Origin of the sequence: Jeotgalibaca arthritidis (genome assembly GCF_011100465.1) — a bacterium.
In the GTDB taxonomy this organism is placed as follows: domain Bacteria; phylum Bacillota; class Bacilli; order Lactobacillales; family Aerococcaceae; genus Jeotgalibaca; species Jeotgalibaca arthritidis.
On the sequence record NZ_CP049740.1, the window covers coordinates 1,583,661 to 1,599,692 of the forward strand.

The 16,032-nt window shown below is 40.5% G+C and carries 16 protein-coding genes and 1 riboswitch; of the genes, 13 read left to right on the top strand and 3 right to left on the bottom strand.

Annotated elements, in window-relative coordinates; genetic code table 11:
* Positions 1 to 12: 12 nt before the first annotated feature.
* The 6 genes from G7057_RS08030 (at position 13) to G7057_RS08055 (ending at position 6,592) form a co-directional block, all read left to right on the top strand.
* Positions 13 to 1,488 (top strand): sucrose-6-phosphate hydrolase, encoded by a 1,476-nt coding sequence (locus tag G7057_RS08030; RefSeq protein ID WP_405002616.1) that lies wholly within the window; start codon positions 13 to 15, stop codon positions 1,486 to 1,488.
* Between the two features lie 877 nt (positions 1,489 to 2,365).
* On the top strand, positions 2,366 to 3,232 hold the full coding sequence (locus G7057_RS08035) for a nuclease-related domain-containing protein (RefSeq protein WP_166162634.1): 867 nt from the start codon (positions 2,366 to 2,368) through the stop codon (positions 3,230 to 3,232).
* A gap of 173 nt (positions 3,233 to 3,405) precedes the next feature.
* Complete coding sequence (locus tag G7057_RS08040; protein WP_166162636.1) at positions 3,406 to 4,389, top strand: alpha/beta hydrolase; 984 nt, start codon at positions 3,406 to 3,408, stop codon at positions 4,387 to 4,389.
* Between the two features lie 78 nt (positions 4,390 to 4,467).
* Positions 4,468 to 5,223: a type I methionyl aminopeptidase gene (gene map / locus G7057_RS08045; protein WP_166162638.1), complete on the top strand. Its 756-nt coding sequence runs from the start codon at positions 4,468 to 4,470 to the stop codon at positions 5,221 to 5,223.
* 97 nt (positions 5,224 to 5,320) lie between these two features.
* A riboswitch (adenosylcobalamin (AdoCbl) riboswitch) is annotated at positions 5,321 to 5,473 on the top strand.
* A 187-nt stretch (positions 5,474 to 5,660) separates the two neighbouring features.
* Positions 5,661 to 6,059, top strand: a complete 399-nt coding sequence (locus tag G7057_RS08050) for a DUF4430 domain-containing protein (RefSeq protein ID WP_166162640.1) — start codon at positions 5,661 to 5,663, stop codon at positions 6,057 to 6,059.
* A complete protein-coding gene (locus tag G7057_RS08055; RefSeq protein WP_166162642.1) occupies positions 6,038 to 6,592 on the top strand; it encodes an ECF transporter S component in 555 nt (184 codons plus the stop codon). Before G7057_RS08050 ends, G7057_RS08055 begins: the two co-directional genes overlap by 22 nt.
* Here the strand turns inward: G7057_RS08055 and G7057_RS08060 are convergent.
* Positions 6,584 to 6,907, bottom strand: a complete 324-nt coding sequence (locus G7057_RS08060; protein ID WP_166162644.1) for a hypothetical protein — start codon at positions 6,905 to 6,907, stop codon at positions 6,584 to 6,586. The two genes, G7057_RS08055 and G7057_RS08060, sit on opposite strands and share 9 nt — an antisense overlap.
* A 164-nt stretch (positions 6,908 to 7,071) precedes the next feature.
* Between G7057_RS08060 and G7057_RS08065 the strand changes: the two genes are divergently transcribed.
* Genes G7057_RS08065 through G7057_RS08080 form a run of 4 tightly spaced genes read left to right on the top strand, consistent with a single transcriptional unit; the run spans position 7,072 to position 11,604 of the window.
* Positions 7,072 to 7,842 (top strand): ABC transporter ATP-binding protein, encoded by a 771-nt coding sequence (locus G7057_RS08065; RefSeq protein ID WP_076767057.1) that lies wholly within the window; start codon positions 7,072 to 7,074, stop codon positions 7,840 to 7,842.
* Positions 7,832 to 9,916, top strand: coding sequence for an FtsX-like permease family protein (locus G7057_RS08070; RefSeq protein WP_166162646.1), 2,085 nt, complete (start codon positions 7,832 to 7,834; stop codon positions 9,914 to 9,916). The genes G7057_RS08065 and G7057_RS08070 overlap by 11 nt, the downstream gene beginning before the upstream one ends.
* Before the next feature lie 12 nt (positions 9,917 to 9,928).
* Complete coding sequence (locus tag G7057_RS08075) at positions 9,929 to 10,606, top strand: response regulator transcription factor (protein ID WP_166162648.1); 678 nt, start codon at positions 9,929 to 9,931, stop codon at positions 10,604 to 10,606.
* Positions 10,603 to 11,604, top strand: coding sequence for a sensor histidine kinase (locus G7057_RS08080; protein ID WP_166162650.1), 1,002 nt, complete (start codon positions 10,603 to 10,605; stop codon positions 11,602 to 11,604). Before G7057_RS08075 ends, G7057_RS08080 begins: the two co-directional genes overlap by 4 nt.
* On the opposite strand, the gene G7057_RS08085 is transcribed toward G7057_RS08080, so the two are convergent.
* Both G7057_RS08085 and G7057_RS08090 read right to left on the bottom strand, forming a co-directional pair.
* Entirely contained in the window at positions 11,597 to 11,809 is a 213-nt protein-coding gene (locus G7057_RS08085) for a hypothetical protein (protein WP_166162652.1), read from the bottom strand. The genes G7057_RS08080 and G7057_RS08085 overlap by 8 nt on opposite strands.
* Positions 11,810 to 11,874: 65 nt before the next feature.
* Positions 11,875 to 13,053 carry a glycoside hydrolase family 3 protein gene (locus G7057_RS08090; protein ID WP_166162654.1) on the bottom strand — a complete coding sequence of 393 codons (1,179 nt, stop codon included), beginning with the start codon at positions 13,051 to 13,053 and terminating at the stop codon, positions 11,875 to 11,877.
* A 221-nt stretch (positions 13,054 to 13,274) separates the two neighbouring features.
* Between G7057_RS08090 and G7057_RS08095 the strand changes: the two genes are divergently transcribed.
* The 3 genes from G7057_RS08095 (at position 13,275) to G7057_RS08105 (ending at position 16,016) form a co-directional block, all read left to right on the top strand.
* Entirely contained in the window at positions 13,275 to 14,246 is a 972-nt protein-coding gene (locus tag G7057_RS08095) for a zinc ribbon domain-containing protein (RefSeq protein ID WP_166162655.1), read from the top strand.
* Positions 14,247 to 14,312: 66 nt separating this feature from the next.
* Positions 14,313 to 15,203 (top strand): hypothetical protein, encoded by an 891-nt coding sequence (locus G7057_RS08100; RefSeq protein ID WP_166162656.1) that lies wholly within the window; start codon positions 14,313 to 14,315, stop codon positions 15,201 to 15,203.
* A 30-nt stretch (positions 15,204 to 15,233) separates the two neighbouring features.
* Positions 15,234 to 16,016, top strand: coding sequence for a zinc ribbon domain-containing protein (locus G7057_RS08105; protein WP_166162657.1), 783 nt, complete (start codon positions 15,234 to 15,236; stop codon positions 16,014 to 16,016).
* Positions 16,017 to 16,032: the final 16 nt, after the last annotated feature.

A 16,032-nucleotide genomic window follows, 5' to 3' on the forward strand; every position in this document is an offset into this window, starting at 1 on the left:
AGTCAGACAATGTTGCCACAGAAAGAATGGACGATGGAAGAAAAATACCTACCGTATGATCAATGGTCTGAAGAATATGTGAATCAATTGAGAGCGTCCGTGCAAGCTTCGAAATGGCGACAAACGTTTCACGTGCAGCCTGAAACAGGCTTGTTGAACGACCCAAATGGATTTTCATATCATGATGGGAAATGGCATTTATTTTATCAAGCTTTCCCATATGGACCCGTTCATGGGTTAAAGTCGTGGTATAAAGCAGAATCTAAAGATTTAATCCATTGGGAAAGCCAGGGTTCAGCAATTTTACCAGATACAGTTTATGACAGCCACGGTGCCTATTCCGGTTCAGCTCTTCCAGTTGGAGATGATTTGCGCATTTTCTATACGGGAAACGTACGCGATGAAGAATGGAACCGCTCATCTTATCAGTTAGGTGCTGTCATGAAAAAAGATAAGATTTTAAAACTTGAAAAGCCATTGATTGATCACATACCAGAAGGATATACAGGACATTTTCGTGATCCGCAGGTATTTGAACATGAAAATAGCTATTATCTCGTGATTGGCGCTCAAACAAATCAAGAACAAGGAAAAATTCTAGTCTATCACAGTGCTGATTTGAAGTGCTGGTCGCTTTTAGGACCCTTGTCATTTATCAACGAATCAATGGGATACATGATTGAATGTCCACATTTGGTTGGATTGTCAAAGACACCCATTTTAATATTCTGTCCTCAAGGATTGGATAAGACCATCCTAGACTATGATAATTTGAATCCAAATGCCTATATAATAGGAGATTTCGTTGATTTTCAGTCGCTGACTTTTGAAGGAACAACAGAACTTCGAAATTTAGATGATGGTTTCGATGTATATGCTTCGCAAGCAATTGATGCACCAGACGGAAGAACGCTTTGCGTCAGCTGGTTAGGACTTCCAGAAAATGAGTATCCTGTTTACCAAGATGGTTGGACAAATTGTTTAAGTTTAGTGAAGGAATTGAAAGTAAAAGGAAACCAATTATATCAATATCCTGTAGAAGAAATGAACAAAACTAAACGATTGCTTGAAGAAAAAACAGAGAAAATAAATGGTATGGTAACTTTACACCATCCAGATGAAAATGCTTATGAGTTAGAAATTATACTTCCTGAAAATCAACAAGGGACCCTCTATCTTTTGGCAAATAAAGAGCAGACTCGCTACTTAAAAGTTGATTTTGACTCAAAACAAGGTCTTGTTGAAGTAGACCGCACGAATGTAGGGATTGAAAAAATTAACGAAACAAAATCAACACGTCAAAGTAAACTCCTTCCAAACAAAGAGCTGAAGATGAATATCTTCGTTGATACCTCATCCGTAGAAATCTTTTTTAATGATGGCATGAAAGTATTATCGAGTCTTGCTTTCCCAGAAAAAGAAGATACATTTATCTTTTTGGAAATGAAAGAAAGTCATGTGAGTACGCGCTTTTTTAAAATTGAATAGAAGATTACAAATAGAGACAAGCTCCAAAATTCGGAGCTTGTTTCTATTTTTTTCTTCGAACGTAGCATTACTGCTCGTCGTCATTCATTTCTTTAGGAAATGTGTATGATACAGCTCATAAAAAAGTTCTGTACTATACAAACCTCCCCAAATCCCTATAAACCACCCCAAAAAAATGCAAAACAAGCAGCCTCACATGGAGGGCTGCTTGTTCTAAACTCTCTACTAATTTATTCTTCTTCAATTAAAACGGGAGCTTTTTTGTAGACTAGGGGATTATAAGTTCAGCCATCAATGTCTAGCTCCCAAGTCCTGACCTAGTGAAAAAAAGATAAATTTGCCCCATTGCGCGCTTCGCTGCTCATTCAGGGTCAAATTTCCTATTTTTTCATAGGCCAAGGCGGACTTGTCCGCTTTTCTTATGACTGTCATTTCTTATCCACTGTTGTGCAGTTTTTGACATCGTTAAAATGTGTCTAAGATTTGAATAAAAACCAATAAATTATACGAAGGCGCATGTTCTATTCACAATCCTTTTTGTAATGAAGTTGTTTTAATATGCTTTGTTTATGATTAGGAAAAGATTGTGATTTTTTATAATAATCAACTATTTAAAGGGATAAAATGGAATGAGAAGAAATTTTAGTTTAGTCAAGATTCAGTTGTATCTACAACCACTTATTCATGTGAAGACGGAGTGGCCGTTGGTATAAATCACGTAATGATTTATACCAAACAAGCGGGTGATTTAATTGCAAATGAAACAATAATGGGGTCTTACCAGGTTAATGATCGCCCGAAACTATACTACAAATATAAAAAATAATAGTGAGAAATGCTCATTTCTGCGGATTTATTAATAAAGGGGGCTTTTATAATGGGAAAACCAGAATTACTGACTTATTTAGAAGCATTGTCAAACCGACAAAATTGCGCTACTGATCTGCAAAATGAGCGAAGAGCCGTACAAAAAGGATACGAGGCGGAATTTGAAACTTATCTCGATTTAATGGCTCAAAACTTTCCAGCTATTATTCTGCATGATGTTTTATTGAGGAAAAGCGGCACCGTTCAAATTGACCTCATTGTGATCACGAGTCACCATATCCGGCTGTTAGAAATTAAAAATGTTGAAGGAACCTTTCACCACCGAAATGACAATTTCTATAAAGGCACTTACAAAATGGAACGCAATTTTCTGCTGCGCTCAAAAAACGCCTTCGATGTGATGGACAGCATATTGCGCGACCACCGCATCAATCTAGCATTGGAACGGAAAGTTATTTTTATGAATTGGAACGCCACACTTTACGGACACGATCCCCAATTCCCTATACTGATGCGCCCACAATGGCAAGGCTATTTAGAAGAAATGGAAAAAAGTGCGGGTGCGCTGACCGACTATCATACTGCCATCGCAAAAATTATTTTAGACAGCCGACCTCAAACCAATCCCTATCAATCCAAATATGACTTCACCTATGAAGAACTTGAAAAGGGGATTTGGTGCTCCGATTGTATGGGCAATAAAATGACAGATAAGCACCGCTATCTGGTATGCCCAAAATGTAGAAAGGTTGAAGCCAAGTTGGCTGGCGCACGTCGCATGTTGGCAGATTATGTCCTGCTTTTTCCAGAAAGACGACTAACTGCAGGAGTCTTGCAGGATTGGTGCGGCGGGATGGTGGGTGAAACAGCAGCTCGCAAGCTAGTTAAGCAATTTAAAGCACAAAACCGCTTTTGAAAGCTGTTTTTCATTTGCAAAGGAGGAAATAGGCAGATAAACCTCCTTTGCAAATCGTTTTCCATTTTCAAAAACCGAAAAGGCGGCTATTTCCTCCTTTGAAAGCTATTTATCGTTTTCAAAGACCACTTTTACCGATATACACCTAATAAAATTGAAGAAGAGGTGCGGATATGGCTAAAATAATCTTCAAAATTGCAGCGGCAACACTGGGAGCTACTATCGTAGCCTTCAAACGGTCGCCGAAACCAGCAGCGCGGCTGATTCATCGGCTATTTGACAAACCATTAACCATTACAGACCAGCTAGCCTACGAACAGGCACAACAAAAAGTTACCGTTATACAAAATACACCTTACCAAACTACATACGAGCGCAATGTCTTCGACCTCTATTATCCGACTGACACCACCAATCCGGTAGCTGTTTTATTTTGGGTTCATGGCGGCGGTTACGTCGGCGGCGACAAGACCGATGTCACCGAATTTGCCACTCGGATTGCGGCCGACACCAATATAGCCGTTGTCGCTATGAATTATAGTTTTGCGCCCAAGTCCATTTATCCCGGCCAGCTCCACCAGCTCGACGATGTCGTCCATTTTTTTATGAAAAACAAAGCAGATTACCCCATGCTAAATATGGCTAATTTATACTTTGGAGGAGACTCTGCCGGCGCACAAATTGCCTTTCAATATGTCACTGTGCAAACGAACCCTGACTATCACATTGGTTTTAGCCAAACCGTACTGCCAAAAACCATTAAAGGCGCCATATCCTATTGCGGGCCGCTTGACTTAAAGCAAATGGTAGACGATCAATCGGATAGCTTCTTCTTAAAGTTTTTTGTCAAAACAGTGGCGTGGTCATTGATTGGAAAGAAAGACTGGCAAAGCTCACCGCAATTGTCGGAGGCATCCTTGGTTCATCACGTTACTGCTGATTTTCCAACCGCATTCATTTCAGATGGCAATGCGTTTTCTTTTCCTAAACAAGGGATGGCCATGGTAGAAAAGTTAGAAGAATTAGGTGTGGAAGTCGATCGTTTGTTTTTCCAAGAGTCAGAAAAGGAAATTCCCCACGAATATCAGTTTGACTATGCGACAGATGAAGCGAAGCGATGCTATGAGCAGACGGTGGCGTTTCTTAACCGTAACTAGAAGCATTTCCTCCCCATAGTCCCGATTTGCGTGGTATAATAAGCAAGTGAATACAGAATATTGGAGGAACAAAACCATATGATTACATTGAAATCACCTCGCGAAATTGAAGCGATGGAAGAAGCAGGAAAAATTCTTGCTGATATTCATGTAGCCTTGCGTGACTTTATTAAGCCAGGCATGAATACAATGGAAATAAATAACTTTGTACAAAAACGCATTGAAGACGCTGGCGCAATCGCTGAGCAAATTGGCTATGAAGGCTATGAATTTGCAACCTGCATGAGCTTGAACGATGAAATTTGCCACGGTTTCCCAAGTAAAAAAGAAATCTTAAAAGATGGCGATTTACTAAAAGTCGATACAGTTGTTAATTACAAAGGAGCTATGGCTGATTCTTGCTGGTGCTATATTGTTGGTGAGTCAACAAATCCAGAAGTTGAGCGTTTACTAGAAGTGACAAAAAAAGCTTTATACCTAGGGATTGAACAAGCAATTCCAGGAAATCGTATTGGTGACATTGGTCATGCTATTCAAACTTACGTTGAAGCAGAAGGCTTCTCTGTTGTTCGTGAATTTATTGGACATGGTATTGGACCAACTATGCACGAAGGCCCATCTGTTCCACATTACGGTGAGGCAGGAAAGGGTCTGCGCTTAAAAGAAGGCATGACGATTACTATTGAGCCAATGGTTAATACGGGAACATGGAAATCTAAAATGGATAAAAACGGTTGGACTGCCCGCACACAAGATGGCGGATTGAGCTGCCAATTCGAACATACCATTGCGATTACTGCCGATGGACCAAAGATTTTGACATTACAAGACTAATCCATAAAAGCAACTTACTCTCACAGTAGGTTGCTTTTTTGTTATTTCTTAAGCTCTTGCAAAATAAAATCGAATGGACTACAATGGCAGTGATAGAAGTACCATTCAAAGACAACCAAGGTATGGAAGTTTGGTTAAATCCCAACACGGTCCCGCCACTGTAATCATACGTCACGTATGGAGTCAGATCTTTATCTTGGATTGCTAATATGCATGCGTTCGCTGTTTCGAGGTAAAGCAGTGTCGTTCGAGTCTATGTAATGGCGCATAGACTTTTTTTTGTACCCAAAACAGCTTCATTTTAGCAAAAAATGAAGGAATTCTATCGTCAGCAGTACGCGACTGCTGATGGGAACTGAACTTCAATGACGAAGACAAAACCATTGCCGGTTATTCAGTTCCTAATTTTTATCATAAAAAAATTAGGAGTGGAAAAAATGAAAAAATTTCTAGTATTGCTTGCAGCAGGATTTGTTTTAACAGGATGTTCAACAACAGATACGGCGGTAGAATCATCGAGTGAAGCGGCTGTTTCCTCGGTCGTGGAGGAAAGTATTAGTGTAACCATTCAAGTTTCAGTTGATGGCGAAGGTGTTGATGACTTAACAAAAACACTTGAAGTTGAAGAAGGCGCAATTCTTCTTGATGTGATGAAGGAACATTACGAGATTGAAGAAACAGATACCTTTATCAACACCATCAATGGCTACCAACAAGACGATGCCAACGGAAAATATTGGCTGTTTGATGTGAACGGTGAAATGGGAATGAAAGGCGCAAATGAAACGGAACTCCAAGAAGGAGACGTAATAGAATGGAAACTAGAAAAGATTTAACCAAAAAAATAAGTCATTTTACAGTAAAACGAATTGCCATGCTGTCGATTTTGACAGCTCTCTGCTATGTGGGACGAATTGTTTTTCAATTCTTACCCAACGTTCAACCGATGACAACCATTCTTTTGATTATTACTTTAACGTTAGGAGTGGCTGACGGCTTGATTGTGGCTATGGCATCACTCATCCTATCCAATATGGTTTTAGGAATGGGCCCGTGGATTTTTTATCAGATGCTGACTTATGCCATCATCATGATATTCACCGCCTTCGTCATTAAACCACTCTATGAAAAAAAGAAATCGAGACTGATTTTTATCATATATTCTTTTTTAAGTGGTATTCTGTTCGGTTTTATCATTTCTATTTTTTCAGCCAAACTATACGGTGTTTCTAGCTTTTGGGCTTACTATGTCGTTGGAATTCCCTTTGATTTGGTTCACGCAGCAGGCAATGCCGGCTTCTACATTATTCTAGAACCCATCATCGCCCCAATCATGTTAAAAAATAAAGATCGATTTCATTTAAACTGAGAAGCTGTTAGGCTTTCTCAGTTTTTTTGTATTTTTAAGAGGTTCAACAGCTAAACCAGCTCTGAACCTCTTAAAAATTGTGAAATCCAGAGGTTCAGTACCCAAAGTCAGTTTGAACCTCTTAAAAATTGTAAAATCCAGAGGTTCAAAGCTCAAACCCAGCCTGAACCTCTTTAAAACTGTAAAATCCAGAGGTTCACAGCCCAAAAACAGCCTGAACCTCTTTAAAACTGTAAAATCCAGAGGTTCACAGCCCAAAAACAGTCTGAACCTCTTTAAAACTGTAAAATTCAGAGGTTCAAAGCTCAAACCCATTCTGAACCTCTTTAAAACTGTAGAATCCAGAGGTTCAGCGCCTAAAAACAGTTTGAACCGCCACAAATAGCCAAATTCTTACACCATCTGTAAGTTTTATTCTCTCGCCGGCTCAAGTAAACTAAGAGTAACTTAAACGAGTACCCATTAAAGGAGAATAAACGATGGAAAAATTACTGAAAGTTGAAAACCTTGAAAAAATTTACGACAGCGACGGTAGCCCAACTAAGGCGCTAGCCGGCATTAGCTTTGACGTGATAAAGGGCGAATTTCTTGGCATCATGGGAGCGAGTGGGTCGGGTAAAACGACGCTACTCAACTGTATCGCTACTATTATCAAGCCCACATCCGGCCAAATCCTGCTCAACAATGACAATATTAGCGCCTTTTCAAGCAAAGATCTGTCCCATTACCGCGGCAACCGCATTGGCTATCTCTTCCAAGATTTCGAACTTTTGGACAACCTAACTGCAAAAGAAAACATTCTTCTGCCCTTAGCGATTCGAGGACTCGACGACAAGGAAGCAGAAGACAAGCTCCACCAAATCGCCAGCTACCTAGAAATTGACCACGTCCTTAACCAGTTTCCGTCTCAACTATCAGGTGGTCAGAAACAGCGTGTCGCTGCAGCCCGCTGCCTAGTACCAGAACCAGATATTATTCTGGCTGACGAACCGACCGGTGCACTCGATAGCAAGTCGGCCCGAACCTTGATGGAAAAACTCAAGGGTATGAATCGAGACAAGAACCACAACATCTTGATGGTCACACACGACGCCAATGCCGCTAGTTTTTGTTCGCGCATTTTATTTATTCAAGACGGGGTCATTTTCCATGAACTTCGCCACCAAGCTACTGAATCTCGCCAAGATTTTTATGACCGCATTTTACAGGTGATGGCGCAATTAGGAGGGGGGAGCGCCAATGTTCTTTAGGCTGATTTACCGAAACGCCAAGCGCAGTCGCCAGGAAAACCTCATTTATTTCGCCACCTTGGTGACTGCGGTGGCATCTTTTTATATGATTTTGTCGCTGGAGCGTCAGGACGTCATCCTCTACCTTCGTGACTTCGAGAGCATGGCCGTCGATCGCCTATTCGCACTCATGCCGATTCTCTACGGCATCGCGCTCTTTTTATTATTTTTCTTGGTGCTCTTCGCCAACCGCTACCAGTTAGACCGTCGTAGTAAAGAGTTCGGGATGTACCTTATGATGGGAATGCGCCAGCGCAAACTGTTCGCACTGCTCCTAGCAGAAGGGCTGCTCACATCATTATTTGCCTTAACCATTGGGACAGTCATCGGTGGTATTTTAGCTGAAATGATTAGTTTGGCGACTTCCCGCTTGATTGGGCAAGGGATTATCGATCATCAGCCTAGTTTTTCATTAATAGCAGTGGCTTATACGGCAGTTGGTTTTCTTTTCATTCAAGTCCTAGCTTTACTATTTTTATCAGTCCAATTGTTTAACCGTGAACTGCAACAACTATTAAATGGACAAGTTAGCAAAAAACAAGCATTAGGTACAACAAAAACAAATAGCCTCACCTTTGTGGCTGGACTAATCATTTTGATCGTGGCCTATTATTTGGCGCTACGTTATTTCTGGCTCGTCAATAATGTGATGATTAGTTTGTCGGTTATTTTAGGAATAATTGGAACCATTTTATTAATTCGCGGACTGGCTAGACTGCTTAATAGCCTTGCTATGAAAACCAAGCAAACACAAGGCTTACGGATTTTTACCTTAAGACAGTTACAAGAAAATATCGCCAACCGAGCTATTTCAGTGGCTGTTTCTTCATTATTAATGATGTTGTCAGTCATGTTTCTAGCAGAAGGTGCAGCCACCATTTTAAGTTCGGGTGACAATTTAAACCGCGACTCATCGGTCTACCATTTCACTCTTTTAGGGGACAATAAAGAAATCGAAAAGGTCCTCACGTCAGCTGAACTGGCGCCTTATGTAGATCACCTAAACCCACTGACATTAGGCTATAACCAAACAGCCGATCAAGTCGATTGGTCAGCTTTTAGAAAAGAAATCGTCGACCATTTGCCAGAAGGTGTGGTTGATCCGCAAGTGGCTGAACCGGGAGTTTACAACATTAGTACCGAAATACCGGAGATGGAAAATATTTTAGGATTAGTAGACAGCCAAATTGGCTATCTCATTACTGAATCTGGCTATAACCGGATTCTAGAAGCGTCCAATCAACCAACCATTCAATTGACGGATGACCAAGTGGCGCTCTATGTTAACCCAACAGTTGGCCATGCCAACCAGCCTGAACTTAATCAATTGTTAGTTGAAAACAAGGACCAGCCACTCCTTAAACTAGACGGCCAACAAATGAGAATCCTGCCCAATCTAGCAATGAAAGACCTCGTTACTGACCGGTCAATTACCATCATGGCAGCACTCGTTGTTAAAGACACTCGTTTCCAACAACTAGTCAAAGTAGAAAACAGGGAGACCTATTGGAACTTTAGGTTACCGCAAACGCTAATTGACCGAGACGGTTTGATGACGCCCATGAAAGAGGCCAACGACTTATTAAATGATAAAGGCTTTTACGTCGAGAGTTACCTTCAAAATTTTGGGCGCCATCTCTTTTACGTGGTCGCCGGCAGTTATACCATGCTCTACCTAGCATTCTTGTTTCTTGTCATAGGTTGTACGGTATTGGCCTTGCAGTTCTTGACCCAACTTAAGCAAACCAAATCGCGTTACAAAACGCTGTCCTTCCTCGGAGCCAAGGCTGACCAAATGCAGGATTCGCTGAAAAAACAAGTGGCTAGCTATTTCTTGTTCCCACTCATTCCGGCTATGGTGAGCGGCACGGTGGGGATTACAGCCATGAAAACCTACATCCGCTACAACGCTGACTTTTTACCAAGTATTTCTAACATGTTACCCTTTGTTTTAATGATGGTGGGGACCTTTCTTCTGGTACAATGGGGGTATGCATGGGCGGTTTATAAAACCGCGACACGTGATATCGCATAAGGGGGGATGGAAATGGCGATTATAGTGGTGGAAGACGATGTGATGGTACAGGAGGAATTGGTCCATCTTTTGAAGCGGGCAGGCTATCAGGCGACTGCGATTACCGACTTTAATACCGATGTGGCCAGCCAGCTGATTCAGGCATCACCCGATTTGGTGCTCTTAGATATTAATTTGCCCAACCAAACGGGTTTTGACATTTGCCGCACCCTCAAAACGAAGACTAATATCGCCGTTCTCGTGCTCACCTCCCGCAACCAACTGAGTGACGAGCTACATGCGCTCGATCTAGGTGCCGACGACTATATGACCAAACCCTTTCCAAAAGAAAAATTATTGGCTCGCCTTAAAAATTTGCTTCGGCGATACGAAACGACTCCAAACCTTTTAGATGGCGGTGGGTTTCAGTTGGATCCGGATAGTTATACGATGTATGTGGCCGGAAAATCTCAAGTTCTACCTCCCAATGAAGGGCGGATGCTCGCATTGTTATTAAAAACTCAAAACCAAGTCATTACCAAAGATCAGTTGAGCCGAGAGTTGTGGGGAACAGCAGATTTTATCGATGAAAATGCCCTTCAAGTCAATGTGACACGATTGCGAAAAACACTCCGCCAATGGGGACTAGCAGATCGATTAGAAACCGTTCGTGGTCAGGGTTATCGCTGGATAGAAAGAGAGGTTGAATGATGAAAAAAGACCTCTATGACAATCGCTATTGGTTGGTAGTGATTGGACTTTTGACCATGTTTTTTATTTTCCTAGCGTGGATTGCGTATCCAGAAAGTTTTTGGCTATTGATTAGCTTGATGATTATAGTGAGTGTGGTGTTAACGGCAGTGCCCTTGCTCCTAAATCGTCGGCAGAAGGACAGGCTGGATCCAGTTTATCGGTCCTTTTTAATCGAACCTGATATGGAAAAAGAAGCTGAACTGCGTGCTCTTGTGCCGAAGTCGGAAGTGGATCGATTGAGAATGCTAGGGGACTTGTTGCGGGAAAAGGCGGATGAGTTGAACCGCCAAGACTTGCAGATTAGGGACTACCAGACCTACATTGAAGAATGGGTGCATGAAATCAAAAAGCCGATTTCCTTGATGAGTTTGGTTTTGGATAATCGTGATGATGAGATGTCCACATTGGTTCATCTGCGGATGACTCGTGCTCGCAATGATATCCAAAGTGATGTGGAAAAGATTTTATATTTCGCACGTTTATCGACAGCCCACCGCGATTATTTGTTTCAGCCAATGAGCTTGGTTAAGGTGTGTCAAGAGGCGATTGTCGATCATCAGTCCTTGCTGGATGAAGCGGGATTTGAAGTGGCTTTGGTTGGGGCGGAAGAAGTTTTTGTGGTGAGCGACCGCCATCATGTCTTGTTTATCCTCAGCCAGCTGATTCATAATGCTAGTAAATATGCACGGATTGGCGAGAGTCAGCCCAAACTAGATTTAACGGTCGAAGCAGGTGAGACCATTCAGTTAATCATTAGCGATAACGGCCCAGGTATACCTCAAGAAGATTTGCCATTTATTTTCGATAAAGGCTTCACCGGTGGAAAAGCCAAAGCAACGGGCATGGGACTCTACCTGGTCCAACAAATCGCCCAAGATTTAAAAGTTACTGTCAGCGCTAGCCGCTCAAATAGCAGCGGACTAGCCATTATACTTGAATTTCCAATAATCAATTAAAGCAGACAGCTATGTGGCTGCCTGCTTTTGTGCGTTTAAATGAGTGAAGTAGAAGTTGAAAGCCAAAAATCACATTCAACTTCCACCTTAGCCAGTCCACAACCCCTGAAACCTCCTTTGTAAGCCAAAAACCATTTTCAAAAGCGGAAAATTGACCTAAAACCTCCTTTGCAAACCAAAATCCATTTGCAACAACCGAAAACACCGACAAAACCTCCTTTGCAAACGAAAAAGAGCTTGCAAAAACCGCCCCATCCTACAAACTTCTTCCTAAATCAATCCAAGTTCAATTTTCACCTTCAAAATACGTAATACTGCGGCATCGATAACTTCTTCAGGGATGCGTCCATCTTCAACTGCTGCGATAACGGCAGGAATTTGAACCAAGAAGTCAGAGCTAATTAAAACGTCATTTCCTGCTAACACTGCTAATACAGCGGCCTCTTCAGGCGTGGCAAAGGCCTGAAGACCGTCCATAATTAAATCGTCAGTCATAATTATTCCTTCAAATCCCATGTCATCACGAAGGATGGCAATGACTTTGGGAGACAATGTTGCAGGCCAGTCAGGGTCAATCGCTGTCATCACGTTATGGGCAACGAGAATAGCTTTGCTACCGTTATCTATCCCTGTTTGGAAAGGGATGAGGTCTCGTTCTTTTAATGTCTCCAGCGAGCGGCCATCGTAGGCGACGCCTGTATGAGTATCAACATTACTGCCATAACCTGGGAAATGTTTCAAGACTGTTCCAACCTTGTCATGGGTATAGGATGAAACAAAAAGTTCAGTGAACTTCGTAACGTCTGCTAACTCAGTTGAGAAGGCCCTATGGTACATAAAATCATCAGAGCTATTCGGCATATCCACGACGGGTGCCAAATTCAAATTGAATCCCAAGCTTTTTAGTAACATAGCTTGTTCATGGGCGAGGTCTTCGACACTGGACCAATTGCCTTCTTCAAAGGCTTGTCTTGGTGTTAGGAATGGCGTTTTTCTATACTGAGGAAACGAACTGATTCGAACCACATCGCCGCCTTCTTCGTCGACAGCCATAAACAAATCAATCGGCATGTCTGCTTGGATGGCATTAATTTCACTTTGAACAATCTGAGGATCTTTTTCGCTGAAATCTTTTGCAAACCAGATGTAACCACCTAAATCATAATGAATGGCATAAGCAAGAGAATCTTCATCAGGATATCGTGCGAGAAACATTTGACCCACTTTTTCGTCAAGTGTCATTGTTTCCAACCGTTCATTTTCACGACTTGCAGCAGTATCTTCTACCGTACTTTCTTCAATCAACTGAGAGGATTTCTCAGATTCAATCACCGATGACTCTGATTCAACCACAGATTGATCACCAACCGTTTGTTCCCCGCAAGATACCAATAAAAACAACACCACTGTATATAAAAAATAGAGTAAGATATTCTTCTGTTTATACATGTTTCAACCACCTTATCTTTTGTCCGTATCTTTGTATTATAACAAACACAACAGCTTTAACCATTTTATTTTTAAAACGATTCATTATATAAATAGCTTAATATAATGATGCTTTTCACATTTTGAAATATAAAGATAACTTTTTTCAAGAAAACGCCAAAAAACATGATTATTTTGATATAATGGAGATGTATAGAAAAAATAGAAAGGAGGAACATTAATTGGAACAGAAATGTCCAAAGTGTTCATCAGTTTGTGATGCAGGCAGTAATTTTTGTGAAAAATGTGGTCATTCTTTAGTCTCAATGAATAAGCCAATACCACAAAATGGAAAAAGCAATAAGAAATTATTAAAGGCAATCGCCGTGTTAGGAATCCTGGGTGTATTAGTGGCAGCAGGAACCTATTTGGTTAACTCTAACTCATTAAAGGGAGAATGGTATATCTACGAGGAATACGATACGTTCAAAGTAACAATCCCTAACAATGATGAGTTGGTGCTTAGTTATATGACCTATGGAGAGGAAGGGCGCATAGATGTCTATTATGACATTCAAAAACCACAGTCTAAAAATGAACCCTATTCACTTAGTCAGCCTCTGAAAGCAGAAGTAATCATATCAATCTCATCATTGGAGGATGAAGACGATATTGAGGAAGCTGCTGAAATAGGGTTTATAATCGAGACAAAGGACGACCAATATGTGATGCGTACTGAAGATTCCCGATTAATTGATGAATTAACGGGTTTCATTAAAAGGTTTTATTTTTATGAGGTAAACGATAGGTTAGAAATTATCTATGCGAATGATGAAGGAGAAGAAGTCTTGTTCCTAGTGGCTTTACCCAATCAAATAAGCCCAGAGGAAGGAGACTATATCAAATTATTTGAAGATGTTCTTGATGAATTAAAAACATCAGACTTAGACCGTCCATCATTGGCTAAAGAAAATTTAGCGGAAATCAAAAAAATAGCACCAGACTCTAAACTATTAGTTGCCTATTCAGAATTAAATAAAGAAAATGATGCTTTCTTAGCGGCTGCGAAAAATAAAGATAAAGCAAAACTCCAAGAAATTAAGGATAAAATTGCTGAGATGCCGTTGAGTCAAATAGGTGGCTTATACCAACATTACATAGATAGCACGAATATCCTCTTAGAACGTATCTCGCAGGCCGAAATATTTGATTAGGCAGTTGTAAAAGCTCAAACTTCTTTCGACAATGGGAAAATAGAAGAAGCAATCGAACAGTTAAACGTGAAAGACAGTGTCATTGAAACAGTAGAGATCTATTACCCGGAGTCATTTAAAAAGATTGAGACACTAATCGAAAAAATCCAAGTCGAACAATATGGAACCATCACTATAGATGATTTCTATGGCTATTGGACCAGTTATCCTAGCTACACATCTGAGAGTGAAACGATGGGAAAGCCAGTTTTTTATTTGTCAGAAACATTAGCGATTACCGCGATTAATCATGGTGAAATGAGTGTATCTGCCGTCCTTTCATCAAATGTAAACAAAAATGTAGCGACCATTACCAATCAGCCGGCTAACAGCGGCATGATGTATTCGGAAGAAGAAAAGAATCTAGGTGAGTGGACTTACGATATCTTTTTAGAAAAGAACGAAGAGGGTAAAACACTGACATTTTCAACTAATCCTGACTTAACCTTTTATTATCAAGAAAATGAAGGAACTAATTCAGCTATTTACGATATGTTCGAAGAGAAAGGCAACGCCATCTATAACGCCTATTTAACGGAGCAAGCAGACAAAGCGCTACTAGAAACCAATCCTGCTAGCTACCTGATAGGCAAAACGATTAAGGAAACAACAGCCGATTCAACAATTCTTTATGACTTTAGAGAAAAAAGTCCCAGTTCTAAACATAATGGCATTGGCGAACTCTGGTATTCACGCTCCACAACAAATGGACCAGATGACGTTCAAAGTCGAGGCATTCAATTTGCCATTCATGATATCACCTATCAAGACAACATTATTCGCGTAGAAGCAACTGAATTTATAAATGATACCTTGGATATTCCTATTTATTTCGAATATGTCTACTTAGGGGATAATTACCTCGGAGTCTACAATAGCGAAAGTGAACAAATAACAGCAACAGTCACCATCGAATAAAAAATAAAAATTATAAAGGAGTCATATAACATGATCATATGTCCAAATTGCCAAGCAGAAATGAATGAGGAGAGTAAATTTTGTACGGAGTGTGGCACGCCCTTGGTGGAACAAGCCACACAACAAACACAACCTACTCAACAGCCTAATACGAGTCAAATTACCATCACAGCACCCAATATTGATTTAACAGACGTAAAAAATAAGATGACCAATTACTGGCAATACCTTTTACAAACTGCTGTACATCCTAGCTCAAGTTTCGCTAACACTCATGCCATTATGGGATGGATTCAAGTTTCCGTTATCGCATTATTAACAACCTTTATTCTAGCTGTTTTTGCGAATGAATCGTATCTCGGAGTAGGATTTATTGACTTTGTTAAAATATTCTTCGTTCAAGTGGCAGCAAGCCTTTGTCCGATACTCGTTAGCTTTTTAGTTGTTCGTTTTATGAAAAAAAATCCCATCAGCTTTAGCCAAGCAACCGCTCAATTTGGTGGATTATTGTCACTAAATGTCTTCATTCTTGCTTTAGTGCTTATCTTCAGTTTTTTATCACCATTTGGTTTGGCTGATTTGATTCTCTTACTATTAGGACTTACAGGTATTATCAATATAGCAGCTTTCAATATTTATCTATACAGCACGGATAACAATAGTAAAATAGATTCCTTCATCGCAACTATTATCGGAAACGTTGGTTACTTAATCTTAGTTGTCTTGATTATACGTATCTTATTAGGCCTTTCCTTAGAAGGTGTGAGTGGTGGTTATTTATTTGAAAATATCATGGATGAACTATTTTATTAATATGTGTTGAGGAGAG

Bases quoted from the DNA above. Each gene is read 5' to 3' on its own strand.
- G7057_RS08040 (WP_166162636.1), top strand. From the start codon at position 3,406: ATGGCTAAAATAATCTTCAAAATTGCAGCGGCAACACTGGGAGCTACT.
- map (WP_166162638.1), top strand. From the start codon at position 4,468: ATGATTACATTGAAATCACCTCGCGAAATTGAAGCGATGGAAGAAGCA.
- G7057_RS08035 (WP_166162634.1), top strand. From the start codon at position 2,366: ATGGGAAAACCAGAATTACTGACTTATTTAGAAGCATTGTCAAACCGA.
- G7057_RS08065 (WP_076767057.1), top strand. From the start codon at position 7,072: ATGGAAAAATTACTGAAAGTTGAAAACCTTGAAAAAATTTACGACAGC.
- G7057_RS08080 (WP_166162650.1), top strand. From the start codon at position 10,603: ATGATGAAAAAAGACCTCTATGACAATCGCTATTGGTTGGTAGTGATT.
- G7057_RS08090 (WP_166162654.1), bottom strand. From the start codon at position 13,053: ATGTATAAACAGAAGAATATCTTACTCTATTTTTTATATACAGTGGTG.
- G7057_RS08050 (WP_166162640.1), top strand. From the start codon at position 5,661: ATGAAAAAATTTCTAGTATTGCTTGCAGCAGGATTTGTTTTAACAGGA.
- G7057_RS08060 (WP_166162644.1), bottom strand. From the start codon at position 6,907: ATGGGTTTGAGCTTTGAACCTCTGAATTTTACAGTTTTAAAGAGGTTC.
- G7057_RS08070 (WP_166162646.1), top strand. From the start codon at position 7,832: ATGTTCTTTAGGCTGATTTACCGAAACGCCAAGCGCAGTCGCCAGGAA.
- G7057_RS08075 (WP_166162648.1), top strand. From the start codon at position 9,929: ATGGCGATTATAGTGGTGGAAGACGATGTGATGGTACAGGAGGAATTG.
- G7057_RS08105 (WP_166162657.1), top strand. From the start codon at position 15,234: ATGATCATATGTCCAAATTGCCAAGCAGAAATGAATGAGGAGAGTAAA.
- G7057_RS08055 (WP_166162642.1), top strand. From the start codon at position 6,038: ATGGAAACTAGAAAAGATTTAACCAAAAAAATAAGTCATTTTACAGTA.